Genomic DNA, 13,177 nt, shown 5'->3' with positions numbered 1-13,177 from the left:
TCTTTGTAATCGGAAATTAAGGTGAAAACCTTGCACATTTCGTCGCAATCTTCAATGGAAAGTTTGTGCCAAGGGCTATTGTCTTTAAAAACATCTAAAACGCTAATTCCCATTGGTGTATCAATAATAAAAGGAATATCTGGAAGACGTTCTTCTTTTTTCAATTGCCAAATCAAATACATCATGGTTTGCACACGTTCCACCGCAAAACTCGGAATTACAACGGTTCCGCTTTTGTTGAATGTATTGTTAATGATGGTTTCCAATTCAAATAAAGCATCGGTTTGTGGATGGAGGCGATTTCCGTATGTACTTTCCAAAAAAACATAATCTGCTTTCTTCGGTTTTTGAGGTGGAAACATTAGCACATCATCATCTTGACCAATATCGCCTGAGAAAACCAAAACTTTTCCATCAATCGTTAATTCAATCGAGCAAGCGCCTAAAATATGACTTGCATAAAAGAATTTGAACGAAATATCATCATCGAGTTTTATATCCAAATCTTTATCTACTACTCGAAACTTCGGAATTACAGCATCTACTTCAGACTCTGTATATAAAGGTTCGGCTGGATCGTGTTTTGAGAAATGCTCTTCATTGGCTTTTTTAGCTTCTTCCTCCTGAATTTTTGCACTATCATATAAAATCAATCGCGAAATTTCTTTCGTTGGTCGGGTACAGAAAATTTTTCCGTTAAAACCTTCGTTAACCAATTTTGGCAACCAACCACAATGATCTAAATGGCCATGAGTAAGAATAACAAAATCAATCGTTTCGGGCAAAATAGAAAGCGGTTCACGATTTAATTCGCGCAATGATTTTATTCCTTGAAACATACCACAATCAATCAAAATTCGGAGATTATTGTGTTCGATTAACGTTTTTGAACCTGTTACAGTTCCGGCGCCACCTAAAAAATGAATTTTCATGATTTTTGCTTTTAATAGGTTAATTGATTGGCTTCTTTCAGTACGTTTTTAATTCGATTGTGACTTAACTCGATAGTTTTTAAATAATCGGGATGCAGAATTAAATCTTTGATGGTAATACAATCTAAAATGAGCAATTGATCTTTTTCTGCCTTGGTTAAAGTCGTCAAACAAGTTACAGGATACACTCGGTATTTATCTACCAATTCTTTGATTCCGTTTTTTTGAGGATAATCCCAACTCAACATATTTAAACCTGAACATTCTCCAAATTGAATTGCATCAGTGGTAAACCTGTTATTGGTTACAATAATACATTTTGAAATATTTCGTTTTGCCGAAAACAAGTCGTATTTTCTATCTTTCACATCATTAAATCGAGAGAGAATGTACATGGGTACTTTTACATCACTTTTTGCATCTTGACCAGAATGGAATTTGCATTCAATCATAGAAAGCACATCGTTTTTGAGAAGCAAAATATCGATTTCATGTGATATACATTTTCCGTTTAATGTAACACTAACTTTTGCCTTAAAACCTTGTTCTTGCATTACTTTTGCGATGAACTTTTCAAAGAAAAATCCAGCGGGACCAAGACCTAACAAAGCGGTTCTCAGATTGTATCGCGCCGCATGAACATTAGAAATATTTTTTAATAATTGGTAAGCACGCTTGTAGATTTTTTTTGAAGAAATCCCTTCATACATTTCGCTTTCAATTTCTTTAACGATAGTTTCCGCCATAGCTTGGTCGGCTCCCGATTTTCGGAGAGAATTGATTAGTTTTTGTTCATCATAATGGACTAGCTCACCGGAATATTTAGTAACTTTCATTTCGCTGTAAATAATACCTAAAGGTACGAAAATTTAGCGAGAAATTTGCTGATAATAAAAAGCCGGTATAAAAAGTACTAAAACCAAAGGTTGAATTAAAAATCGTCGGATGTAGAATAAAACCAAATAATCGGGTTGTTCAGAAAAATGAAGTAATCCAAAGAAAGAGATAAATAAAACCACAAACAAGACAAAAAACAGATAGCCAGAAAAAAGCATTAAATTCCTATCATTAAAGAGCAATCGAATAATAATTAGAGAGAAAAATGTGTTTATTGCATATCGTAAAAGCAAATTCCAAAACAATAAATAATCATTCAAATCGGGTAATGGTTTGTTTTGATAATCTGATTTAAAAAAGGTCAAAAAAGGATCATAAAACAATTCATCTTCAAAAGCTCTTACTAAAATCAAACCTAGTAAAGCGAATCCTATTAAGAAAAATCTTTTTTTATTTTGCAGCAGTTTTCTTAACATAGCCCGAAAATTTGGTTATCCATAAAATCCACAAAATAAAAACAACACCATATATAAATAATGGAAAAATGGTACCGTGTAATAACTCTTCTTGATTAGGATAATAATATAAAGCATAGGTTAACAATGCTATCCTAGTTACATTTAATAAGTGTATTAAAAGCATACCTAAAAAAATGTACAAAACCGTTTTATACCATCGGTTTGAAAAAGCAAAAATAAATGCCGAAAACAAAATCATAATGCTAATGGCATTACAACCTTCAACCACTCTTGCTAAATATTTATGTTTGAAAAAAATTTTTATGGAAGCTTCTGAAGCATGTGGTTTGTAATAGGCTTCACCGTTAAATAAGTTTAATAAATTAACTGTTTGATTTGCTACTACTTCAGTAAAATAATCTACTTCCTTTTTTTCTAAATTATATTGATTTAAATAAGTCTTATAAACAAATGCAAAAACCACATAAAAAAGTAAAAACTTAATTAAAAAAGTAAAAAAGGGTTTATATTGACTTATTAAATTTTTCAAAATATAGATTTTTAACAAAAATATAGATTTTTTTATACTAAGGAATAAATACTTTTGCAAAAAAAATACAACTATGACGTTTGAAGAATTAAAACCGATTGTTTCGAGCATTATTGAAAAGGAAAATGCTAATCGCGATGAAAAGCTACAAGAAATTTGCCAAGTATTAAGTGATAACGTAAGCTATTATGATTGGGTTGGATTTTATTTTGCTAATCACGAAGCTAAAACTTTACATTTAGGTCCATATGTCGGAGCTGAAACCGATCATACTGTAATTCCGTTTGGAAAAGGAATTTGCGGTCAAGTAGCGGAATCGAATGCTAATTTTGTAGTTCCAGATGTGAAAGCTCAAGATAATTATATTGCATGCAGTTTTACTGTTAAATCAGAAATCGTAATTCCATTATTTATAAACGGAGTTAATATTGGACAGATTGATATCGATTCACACGTATTAGACCCATTTACAGAAGCAGACGAACGTTTTTTAGAATTTGTTAACGAGCAGGTTTCAAAATTATTTTAAGCAACATATATTCTTTAACTCTTTTTTATACATTTGTCGCGATTATAATCAACACGACACTGACTAATTATGGAATTTAACGTCCCAAGTTTAGAACTTCCTTTCTTTGCTAATTTATTGCTATTATTAGTTTTAGCACGATTTTTTGGCGAAATTATGGAGCGTTTTAAACAACCGGCTATGATTGGAGAAATTTTAGCTGGTGTATTATTAGGACCTACGATTTTAAATTTCATTCATCGTACCGAAGAATTAAAAGTAATTTCTGAGTTAGGAGTTTTCTTATTGGTAATTATTGCAGGATTGGAAATTAATTTGGATGAAATCGTAAAATCGATGAAAGGGCGAAATATTATCATCTCAATTTTAGCCTTTTTTGTTCCTATAATTTCAGGTTTCTTTGTGGGAAGATATTTTGAATTAGATGTAATGTCAACGATATTCATAGGATTATGTGTTGCCATTACCGCTTTACCAGTTAGTATTCGAATTTTGATGGATTTAGGCAAACTAAATTCTCCAGTAGGACAAAAAATCATTTCAGTAGCTATTTTTGATGATGTAATTGCGTTAACTATTTTAGGGATATTATTAGACATTAAAGATGTTGAGCAATCGTTTTCTAATATAACACATGCAACTTTATTAACACTATTAAAATTAAGTTGTTTCTTAATCTTAGTAATTGCAACTTATCGANNGAGTAATTAGAAATTTATCAAGAGAAGAAAATTTTATTGAAAATAAACTAAATAAAATTCTTTCTTTATTAAAAGGCAAAGAGTCACTTTTTGCTGTTTTCTTTGTATTCATATTAATTTTCGCAACAATAACAGAGAGTATTGGACTACATTTTATCATTGGAGCCTTTTTTGCTTCGATGCTAATTTCAAAAGAATTAGTTGGTGAAAAACATTTAAACACGTTTCACAACACTACAAATAGTATGGCAATGGGGTTCTTAGCTCCTATCTTCTTTGCTGGAATTGGATTAGAGTTTCAATTTTCATCCATTCAAAATTATCCGTTGTTATTTGCCATCATTGCCGTTTCATTTCTTTCAAAAATAATAGGCGGATATGTTGGTGGTCGTTTTGCGCGATTAGATCATAAAATTTCACTTGCGTTAGGTTTTGGATTAAATGCCAGAGGCATTATGGAATTAGTAATTGCAAATATTGCCTACAAAGCAGGAATTATCAATACCGAAATTTTCTCGATGTTAGTAATTATGGGGCTTATTACTACTTTAGCTACTCCACTTTTATTAAAAAAAGCTTTCAAATCGATTGATTAAATTGCTTAAGTTTTGAATTTGGAAAAAATAATTCCTGATTTATAATTCATAATTCACAATTATTTCTATCTTTGCACCCGAATTGCAATCATACAATTCATACATAAAAATCATTTAAAATAATATTGGCATGTACTTGACAAAAGAAACTAAAGCTGAAATCTTCGCTAAACACGGAGGAAAAGCTGAAAACACTGGATCTGCTGAAGGGCAAATCGCATTATTTACATTTAGAATTTCTCACTTAACTGAGCACTTGAAAAAAAATCGTCATGATTTTAACACTGAGCGTTCGTTAGTACTTTTAGTAGGTAAAAGAAGAAGTCTTCTTGACTACTTGAAAAAGAAAGATATCAACAGATATCGTGAAATTATTAAAGAATTGAATATTAGAAAATAATCAACTAAAGGGGCTTCGTGCCCCTTTTTGTTTTATTTATATTGACAGAAAAAGTTTGGTTTTTCATTGGGTTACAAACAACTACACACAACAACAACACAACTACCCATTGTTTAATTAAGAATTAAAAATTTATGATTCCAAAAGTATTCCAAGAAGTTATCGATTTAGGTGACGGAAGAAGCATCACAATCGAAACTGGAAAATTGGCCAAACAAGCAGATGGATCTGTTGTTGTTCGTATGGGCGATGCCATGTTATTAGCAACAGCAGTTTCTGCAAGAACATCAAATCCTGGTGTTGATTTTTTACCTTTAACGGTTGATTATCGTGAAAAATTTGCAGCAGCAGGTCGTTTCCCTGGTGGTTTCTTCAAAAGAGAAGCGCGTCCAAGCGACAGCGAAGTATTAACAATGAGATTAGTAGACCGTGTATTGCGTCCACTTTTCCCAGACGATTACCATGCTGAAACACAAGTTATGATTCAATTAATGAGTCACGACGAAAATGTGATGCCAGATGCATTAGCTGGATTAGCTGCTTCTGCAGCATTAGCAGTTTCAGACATTCCTTTTTATAACTTAATTTCCGAGGTTCGTGTTGCACGTATCGACGGAAAATTCGTTATCAACCCAAGCAGAGAAGAATTAGAGCAATCTGACATCGACATGATGATTGGAGCTTCTATGGATTCTGTTGCTATGGTAGAAGGAGAAATGAAAGAAATTTCAGAAGCAGAAATGGTAGAAGCTATCAAATTTGCTCACGAAGCTATCAAAATTCAAATTCAAGCACAAGAGCGTTTAAGAGCCGCTATAGGTTCTCCTGCTTACAGAGAATATGAAGGTGAAAAAGAAGACGAAGCTATTTATGCTAAAGTAAAAGCAGCTGCTTATGACAAATGTTATGCAATTGCTCAAGAAGCTTCTGGTAAAAGCGAAAGAAGCGAAAAATTCGCAGCTGTGAAAGAAGAAGTAAAAGCTTTATTTACAGAAGAAGAATTAGCTGAAAATGGAGATTTAGTAGGGAAATATTTCTACAAAACAAATAAAGAAGCAGTTCGTAATGTAATCTTAGAAAAAGGTTTACGTTTAGACGGAAGAAAAACAACTGAAATCAGACCAATTTGGTGTGAAACAGATTATTTACCTTCTGTTCATGGTTCATCTTTATTTACACGTGGAGAAACGCAAGCTTTAGCTACTGTAACTTTAGGAACTTCAAGAGAGGCAAATGTAATTGATTCTCCATCAGAACAAGGGGAAGAGAAATTCTATTTACATTACAACTTCCCTCCTTTCTCAACTGGTGAAGCAAAACCTTTAAGAGGAACTTCAAGAAGAGAAGTAGGTCACGGAAACTTAGCTCAAAGAGCATTAAAAAATATGATTCCTGCTGATTGTCCTTATACAATTCGTGTAGTTTCTGAAGTATTAGAATCTAATGGTTCTTCTTCTATGGCTACTGTTTGTGCTGGAACAATGGCATTAATGGATTCAGGAGTTCAGATGGTAAAACCAGTTTCTGGTATTGCAATGGGATTAATTACTGACGGAGAAAAATTCGCAGTATTATCAGATATCTTAGGAGATGAAGATCACTTAGGAGATATGGACTTCAAAGTAACAGGAACTGCAGATGGTATTACTGCTTGTCAAATGGATATCAAAATTGATGGTTTACGTTACGATATTATGGAGCAAGCTTTAGGTCAAGCTAGAGAAGGTAGAATGCATATTTTAGGAAAAATTACTGAAACTATTGCACAACCTCGTCCAACAGTTAAACCAAAAGCTCCTAAAATCATTACTAGAACAATTCCTGGAAACTTCATTGGAGCATTAATTGGTCCTGGTGGAAAAGTAATTCAAGAATTACAAAAAGCTACTGGAACTACTATCGTAATTAACGAAGTTGACGAACAAGGAGTGGTTGAAATCTTAGGAACTAACCAAGAAGGAATCGATGCGGTATTAGCAAAAATTGATTCTATTATTTTCAAACCAGAAATAGGTGAAGCATACGAAGTTAAAGTAATTAAAATGTTAGATTTTGGAGCTGTTGTAGAATATACTAAAGCACCTGGAAACGAAGTTTTATTACACGTATCAGAATTGGCTTGGGAAAGAACTGAAAACGTTACAGACGTAGTAAATATGGGAGATGTGTTCATGGTAAAATACTTAGGTATTGATCCTAAAACACGAAAAGAAAAAGTGTCAAGAAAAGCACTTTTACCTCGACCTCCTAGAGAAGAGAAACCAATTGAAAAAAAGGATAAACCACAAGGTTAATACTTTATTATTAGTTCGTATAAAACCCTAATTCAAATTGAATTAGGGTTTTTTTTACATCTTCACACAACCTTTTTATTTTTTTGAGACTATTAGTTATAACTCAAAAAAAAAAGATGAAAAAATTTAATTTACTATTTATTTCAGTTTTATTTATTTCAACAATTTCTTGTAGTAATGACGAGGGAAACAACCCTAGTAAACTTAAGATAATTAACGAATCTTCATCAAACAATAACGAAGCCACTTTTACATCTATAACAATCAAGGGAAGTATAATTGAAACCAACTCAAACTCAATTTCCTCACGCGGCATCTGTTGGAGTAAAACCCCTAATCCAACTATCAACAACAACATCTTAACACTTGAGTCAAATATTATAAACAATGAAATTTCAAATTTATCCGTCAATACAATGTATTATTTTAGAATATTTGCCATTGTAAACAACAAAATTATCTATGGAGAAAATATTAGCTCATCAACACTGTCACTAGAAAATTCTAAATGGAGATTTGCAACCTATTACCCTGAAGGAGCATTTTCATCTGGAACAACTATTGAGTCAACGGTAAATTTTTATGCTGACAGGACAACAAAATTTGATGAAATTGGCATTGGTCAAGGTGTATTTATTACTTATGGAAGTTGGTCTTTGAATGACAATTTTTTAACTTATATTTGGGAAGGAAACAACCCTAATACGTCGACTTATGTCTATACAGGCACTATTAATGGTATGACAATCCAAGGAACTTTTACACATCCAAGTACTCCAGGAACATGGACTGCTACACTAACAGACTAAAATAAATAAAACACACGTATACAGTAGTATAAATTGGATATAGAAAATCTTATAAAATCCTGCATTAAGCAAAATAGACAAGCACAAGAGGAATTATACCATTTGTATAAAAAAACTCTTTTTGTGTTGAGTTTAAAGTATTGTGCAAATGAGTCTGAAGCAGAAGATAATCTTCATAATTCATTTATAGAAATTTTTACACATATTAAAAACTTTGACAACAAAGGCTCTTTTGAAGGCTGGATGAAACGTATTACTATTAATAAAGCAATTGACAGCTATAAAAAGAAATATCAGCTTATCCCTATAAAAGATGAATTCATCCAAGAAACAAGTATTGATGAAGACGATCTTGAATTTTCATTAGATTATATTTTATCTTTAATACAAGAACTGCCTCATCAATATCGATTGGTTTTTAGTTTGTATGAATTAGATGATTATTCTCATAAAGAAATTGCAAAAATGTTATCAATTTCAGAAAATACTTCAAAATCAAACCTACACAGAGCAAAAGTTATTTTGAAAGAAAAAATAAAATCAAAAAATTCATTCCATAATAATTTCGTAAAAAATGGGAAATAAAAAAGACATAGGGCTTGCAATTAAAGAAAAACTAATCCATTTAGACAAATCTCCAAAAGATAATGTTTGGGAAGCTATACAATCAGATTTAGATAAAAAGAAAAAAAGAAGAATGATACCTTTTTGGTTTTCATATATTGGGATTTTTTCTGTAGGAATTTTAGCTTCGTACATAATTTTTAACAAATCATTTAAACAAAACAATCTTATTATTTTGAAAGAAAATTCAATAACTATTAATAAAAAGAAAAATCTAAATCTAAATAATACTGAAAATATTAACAAAAAACTGAATTCAAATGATTCCGTCTTAAACTTTAAAAACACTAATATTCGTAAAAAAGAAAAATTAATTTCTAATTATAAAGTGATTGAATCTAAATTGATTACAAAAACCAACTCAAAAAGTAATTCTAGAAAAAAAGTAGCCACTAAAAATTCAAGTTTTACACACGGAAAAAAAATATTTTCAAAAACAAAAAAACTATACTCCTTTAAAGGCAGAGTAATATCAACAAATGAAAAAAAATCAAACAATACGTTTGATATTAATTTTTTAAGTAAAGAATTTACATCTACTGACAACAAAAACAGTATCGAAAACATCACAATTTCATCCAAAACAAATAGTAAGGACAGTATAGTAAAGAAAAAAACAATTAATGGAGTAACAAAAAAAGATTCACTTACAAAAGCTATTGATAAAGTAAAATCATTTACAATTTTCATATATGGTGGTCCAACAAAATCATTGTTTTTAAATAAAAATTCAAGTCTTGATAATCGATTAAACTCAAATTGTAAAAAATCAGAAATATCATTTAATTATGGCGCCTATTTATGTTATTACGGATCTAAAAATCTAAGTCTAAGAATTGGAATTGAAAAAAATAGCTCGAAAATTATTACTCAAAACGCTTTTGTAAACACTCTAAATTATTCAAACATAGAGTATTCAAATAATTATTCTAATACTGAAATATATAATCAATCTAACAATTCAGAATACATGAATATTACTCAAGACATTTCATATATTGAAATTCCACTTGAAGCAAAATACAAATTTTTAGATACCAAAATTGGGATAAACGCTATACTCGGAATCAATTATCTTCTTCTTGACAAAAATGAAGTTTCAGTTAATACAGAAAATGGTTTTAACGCACTAATTGGAAAAACATCAAATCTATTAAGCTATAGTTTTGGGGCAAATATCGGTTTTGGTTTTGATTATCAAATTTCAAAAAATATCAAATTCAATTTTGAACCGATGTTCAAATATCAACTAAAAAACAATCAAGAAAACATTAATACTAATCTTCTAAACTTTACTATTCTCACAGGAATTGAAATCATTCTTTTTAATAGGTAGATATTAATAATCTTAACCTCTATTCTTTAACTTGAATGCGACTTTTTAATTTTATTTTATTTTTTTGTAACTTTTTTGAAACCTCTTACGTATAACAATAAGAACTTTTAAAAAAGTAAGGAAAAATTTAGATGAGACAACTTAAAATTACCAAGCAGGTTACCAATCGTGAAACTGCTTCCTTAGACAAGTACCTACAAGAAATTGGAAAAGTTGACCTTATTACTGCTGACGAAGAAGTAGAATTAGCACAAAGAATTAAAGCCGGAGATCAACGCGCTTTAGAGAAATTAACAAAAGCTAATTTACGTTTCGTAGTTTCAGTAGCAAAACAATATCAAAATCAAGGACTTACCCTTCCTGATTTAATTAACGAAGGAAATTTAGGATTAATTAAAGCTGCGCAACGTTTCGATGAAACGCGTGGTTTCAAATTTATTTCATATGCGGTTTGGTGGATTCGTCAATCGATTCTTCAAGCTTTAGCAGAGCAATCACGAATTGTACGTTTACCGTTGAATAAAATTGGTTCTATCAATAAAATTAACAAAATGTATGCCTTGTTAGAGCAATCTAATGAGCGTGCTCCTTCTGCAGAAGAAATTGCAAAAGAATTAGACATGACGGTAAATGACGTAAAAGAGTCAATGAAAAACTCGGGTCGTCACTTATCAATGGATGCTCCTTTAGTAGAAGGAGAAGATTCTAACTTATACGACGTTTTACGTTCAGGTGAATCTCCAAATCCAGATAGAGAATTAATTCACGAATCGTTACAAACTGAAATCGAAAGAGCACTAGAAACCTTAACTCCTAGAGAAGCTGATGTGGTTCGTTTATACTTCGGTTTAGGTGACCAACACCCGATGACATTAGAAGAAATTGGAGAAACTTTCGATTTAACTCGTGAGCGTGTGCGTCAGATTAAAGAAAAAGCCATCAGAAGATTAAAACATACTTCTAGAAGCAAAATATTAAAAACATATTTAGGATAACACTTCGACATTCCGAAAATTCGGGACAGTGTTATACTATAAAGATAACAACAGTCTAAGACTGTTCGTTTTTTGATTGATGATTGAAACTCCGGCTGATTACCGGAGTTTTGTTTTTTAGCCACAACCTTAATAGAGTTAAATCTTTTAATCTGCAAAACTTTTAAACTTTTAAACTAAAAACTATCTTTGCACTCAACAACACACTTTACAAGTTTATGAAAAACACACTTATTGCTCCTTCAGTACTTGCTGCTGATTTTGCTAATTTACAACGCGACATCGAAATGATTAATACAAGTGAGGCCGATTGGTTTCACATTGATATTATGGATGGCGTTTTTGTTCCGAATATTTCTTTTGGAATGCCTGTTTTAGATGCCATCAATAAGCATGCAAAAAAAACAATTGATGTTCACTTGATGATTGTTGATCCTGACCGATACATTGCAACATTCAAAAAATTAGGTGCTGATGTTTTAACGGTTCATTACGAAGCTTGTACGCATTTACACCGAACACTTCAAGCTATTAAAGCAGAAGGAATGAAAGCAGGAGTTGCATTAAATCCACACACAAATGTAGATTTATTAAAAGATGTGATTCAAGATATTGATTTGGTTTGTATCATGAGTGTAAATCCAGGGTTTGGAGGGCAATCATTCATTGAAAATACGTATTCAAAAGTTGAAAAACTAAAAGCATTAATCAATAGAAAAAATGCTTCAACTTTAATTGAGATTGATGGCGGTGTCACAAATAAAAACGCAAAACAATTAGCTGATGCAGGTGCTGATGTGTTAGTTGCAGGAAGCTATGTTTTTGGAGCGCAAGACCCAATAGCAACTATTGCGGATTTAAGAAAGATCACTATCACATAAAAAAAGCAGCTTGAAAGCTGCTTTTTTATTTAACTTGAATCTGTTTTATTCTTTAATTAATTTTGTCTTAACAATTTCATTATTTAAAGCATCAAACGCTTTAACTAAATAAACTCCTCTATTTAAAGATTCAATATTTACCTGATAATTATCAAAATCCATTAGATTCAATTTCTGATTTAATACTTTAACTCCTTTCAAATCATAAATTTCAACATAGCTAGGTGTAGACTGAGTAGTATTATAGTTTACCTTGATATTTAAAACACTTGCAGCAGGATTAGGATATAATGAAATCTTATTATTATCAGACATAAAACTTTCTGTTCCTAAAAAAGCCTGATAATTAATTATAAAAGGCATATCCATAGGTAAGCTAGATCCAGCATCAACAATTCCTGCCCATGCTGTACCACTATACTGTTTTGAATTCCAACTTGCTAATGATAAAGATCCAGGAATGGTAACTGCTGGAAAAAATATAGAACCATCATTTGTGGCATGAACTTGAAATTCAACCCAATAAGTTCCTGGAGCAAGTGTAGCAGTCAAATTACCACTAACACGCCACACTTTTCGTGTTGTTCCTGGTGAATTATTACCAATACGATAAACGCTTGCTTCTCCACTAGCAGTAGCATTATATATGTTAGTGGTCATATTTCCAGCAACAACTGTAGAGGTACCTAAAGAAGGGTCTCCATTCCAAATTTGAACGCGCATCTGATCAATCGGAGGTGTTGTTCCAGCATAGCCTGTTTGATAACAGAAAAAATCAATTGCAGTAACATTCATTGTTGAAGTAACTGTAAAATCATCTGCTATCCGAAGATTTGTTGTTGCAGCATTATTAAAAATTGCACCAAAACCAAGATTAGTATTTGTTACACTTCCTACAGATTGTAATTCGCTCCAACTGTAACCAGCTGGAGAAGTAGTTGTGCCATTTGAAGTAGTTGTACCAGTAATGAATCCTCCATTAGTGTAAAACGATTGACCAACCGCAGTTAATCCAATTAAAGCCATTGATAATGTGGCTAATACATTTTTTCGAGTAGTTTTTTTCATAATATTAAAAATAATTATTATACCATATAAAAACATTGTTGTCCGATAAAAAAGAAGCCAAAAACATGGCTTCTTTAAAAGAATCGTAAATTTGTGTTTCGACATACAAAATACGATGAGTAAAAGTAATTATTTTTCCAGTAAATCTGTTTTCGGACAGCTGATTT

General features: G+C 31.4%; 15 protein-coding genes. 10 read left to right on the top strand and 5 right to left on the bottom strand.

What is annotated here, in order from left to right:
* From B4I81_RS03180 to xrtF, 4 genes are all read right to left on the bottom strand, one after another.
* Window positions 1-932, bottom strand: a 932-nt coding sequence (locus tag B4I81_RS03180; protein WP_291107409.1) for an MBL fold metallo-hydrolase, incomplete at its 3' end; no start/stop codon positions are given.
* 11 nt (window positions 933-943) lie between these two features.
* Window positions 944-1,768 carry a restriction endonuclease gene (locus B4I81_RS03175; protein WP_291107406.1) on the bottom strand — a complete coding sequence of 275 codons (825 nt, stop codon included), beginning with the start codon at window positions 1,766-1,768 and terminating at the stop codon, window positions 944-946.
* Window positions 1,769-1,801: 33 nt separating this feature from the next.
* The gene (locus B4I81_RS03170) at window positions 1,802-2,245 is read right to left on the bottom strand and encodes an exosortase F system-associated membrane protein (RefSeq protein ID WP_291107403.1); all 444 of its coding nucleotides are present in this window, start codon (window positions 2,243-2,245) and stop codon (window positions 1,802-1,804) included.
* Window positions 2,220-2,777, bottom strand: coding sequence for an exosortase family protein XrtF (gene xrtF / locus B4I81_RS03165; RefSeq protein ID WP_291107399.1), 558 nt, complete (start codon window positions 2,775-2,777; stop codon window positions 2,220-2,222). Before xrtF ends, B4I81_RS03170 begins: the two co-directional genes overlap by 26 nt.
* Before the next feature lie 73 nt (window positions 2,778-2,850).
* Here xrtF and B4I81_RS03160 point away from each other — a divergent pair, with 73 nt between their 5' ends.
* The 10 genes from B4I81_RS03160 (at window position 2,851) to rpe (ending at window position 11,942) form a co-directional block, all read left to right on the top strand.
* Window positions 2,851-3,306 (top strand): GAF domain-containing protein, encoded by a 456-nt coding sequence (locus B4I81_RS03160; RefSeq protein WP_291107396.1) that lies wholly within the window; start codon window positions 2,851-2,853, stop codon window positions 3,304-3,306.
* Window positions 3,307-3,375: 69 nt separating this feature from the next.
* Window positions 3,376-4,017 (top strand): cation:proton antiporter, encoded by a 642-nt coding sequence (locus tag B4I81_RS03155; RefSeq protein ID WP_291107393.1) that lies wholly within the window; start codon window positions 3,376-3,378, stop codon window positions 4,015-4,017.
* The gene (locus B4I81_RS03150; protein WP_291107390.1) at window positions 3,992-4,603 is read left to right on the top strand and encodes a cation:proton antiporter; all 612 of its coding nucleotides are present in this window, start codon (window positions 3,992-3,994) and stop codon (window positions 4,601-4,603) included. Before B4I81_RS03155 ends, B4I81_RS03150 begins: the two co-directional genes overlap by 26 nt.
* 130 nt (window positions 4,604-4,733) lie before the next feature.
* The gene (gene rpsO / locus B4I81_RS03145) at window positions 4,734-5,003 is read left to right on the top strand and encodes a 30S ribosomal protein S15 (protein ID WP_166236503.1); all 270 of its coding nucleotides are present in this window, start codon (window positions 4,734-4,736) and stop codon (window positions 5,001-5,003) included.
* A gap of 134 nt (window positions 5,004-5,137) precedes the next feature.
* Window positions 5,138-7,297, top strand: a complete 2,160-nt coding sequence (locus B4I81_RS03140; protein ID WP_291107386.1) for a polyribonucleotide nucleotidyltransferase — start codon at window positions 5,138-5,140, stop codon at window positions 7,295-7,297.
* Between the two features lie 416 nt (window positions 7,298-7,713).
* Window positions 7,714-8,106 carry a hypothetical protein gene (locus tag B4I81_RS03135; protein ID WP_291107383.1) on the top strand — a complete coding sequence of 131 codons (393 nt, stop codon included), beginning with the start codon at window positions 7,714-7,716 and terminating at the stop codon, window positions 8,104-8,106.
* A gap of 33 nt (window positions 8,107-8,139) precedes the next feature.
* Window positions 8,140-8,691 (top strand): RNA polymerase sigma factor, encoded by a 552-nt coding sequence (locus B4I81_RS03130; RefSeq protein WP_291107380.1) that lies wholly within the window; start codon window positions 8,140-8,142, stop codon window positions 8,689-8,691.
* Complete coding sequence (locus B4I81_RS03125; protein ID WP_291107377.1) at window positions 8,681-10,066, top strand: outer membrane beta-barrel protein; 1,386 nt, start codon at window positions 8,681-8,683, stop codon at window positions 10,064-10,066. The genes B4I81_RS03130 and B4I81_RS03125 overlap by 11 nt, the downstream gene beginning before the upstream one ends.
* 131 nt (window positions 10,067-10,197) lie before the next feature.
* Window positions 10,198-11,061 carry a sigma-70 family RNA polymerase sigma factor gene (locus tag B4I81_RS03120; RefSeq protein WP_014389330.1) on the top strand — a complete coding sequence of 288 codons (864 nt, stop codon included), beginning with the start codon at window positions 10,198-10,200 and terminating at the stop codon, window positions 11,059-11,061.
* Window positions 11,062-11,279: 218 nt separating this feature from the next.
* Window positions 11,280-11,942, top strand: a complete 663-nt coding sequence (gene rpe / locus B4I81_RS03115; protein ID WP_291107369.1) for a ribulose-phosphate 3-epimerase — start codon at window positions 11,280-11,282, stop codon at window positions 11,940-11,942.
* A gap of 45 nt (window positions 11,943-11,987) precedes the next feature.
* Here the strand turns inward: rpe and B4I81_RS03110 are convergent, their stop codons facing one another.
* Complete coding sequence (locus B4I81_RS03110; RefSeq protein ID WP_291107366.1) at window positions 11,988-13,010, bottom strand: T9SS type A sorting domain-containing protein; 1,023 nt, start codon at window positions 13,008-13,010, stop codon at window positions 11,988-11,990.
* Window positions 13,011-13,177: the final 167 nt, after the last annotated feature.

Source organism: Flavobacterium sp. UBA6195 (assembly GCF_002422095.1).
GTDB lineage: Bacteria > Bacteroidota > Bacteroidia > Flavobacteriales > Flavobacteriaceae > Flavobacterium.
The sequence above is the reverse complement of the archived record's forward strand: the minus strand, read 5'-3'. Positions and strand labels throughout refer to the sequence as shown.

Bases quoted from the DNA above. Each gene is read 5' to 3' on its own strand.
- B4I81_RS03135 (WP_291107383.1), top strand. From the start codon at position 7,714: ATGTATTATTTTAGAATATTTGCCATTGTAAACAACAAAATTATCTAT.
- B4I81_RS03170 (WP_291107403.1), bottom strand. From the start codon at position 2,245: ATGTTAAGAAAACTGCTGCAAAATAAAAAAAGATTTTTCTTAATAGGA.
- rpe (WP_291107369.1), top strand. From the start codon at position 11,280: ATGAAAAACACACTTATTGCTCCTTCAGTACTTGCTGCTGATTTTGCT.
- rpsO (WP_166236503.1), top strand. From the start codon at position 4,734: ATGTACTTGACAAAAGAAACTAAAGCTGAAATCTTCGCTAAACACGGA.
- B4I81_RS03110 (WP_291107366.1), bottom strand. From the start codon at position 13,010: ATGAAAAAAACTACTCGAAAAAATGTATTAGCCACATTATCAATGGCT.
- B4I81_RS03140 (WP_291107386.1), top strand. From the start codon at position 5,138: ATGATTCCAAAAGTATTCCAAGAAGTTATCGATTTAGGTGACGGAAGA.
- B4I81_RS03175 (WP_291107406.1), bottom strand. From the start codon at position 1,768: ATGAAAGTTACTAAATATTCCGGTGAGCTAGTCCATTATGATGAACAA.
- B4I81_RS03160 (WP_291107396.1), top strand. From the start codon at position 2,851: ATGACGTTTGAAGAATTAAAACCGATTGTTTCGAGCATTATTGAAAAG.
- B4I81_RS03120 (WP_014389330.1), top strand. From the start codon at position 10,198: ATGAGACAACTTAAAATTACCAAGCAGGTTACCAATCGTGAAACTGCT.
- B4I81_RS03125 (WP_291107377.1), top strand. From the start codon at position 8,681: ATGGGAAATAAAAAAGACATAGGGCTTGCAATTAAAGAAAAACTAATC.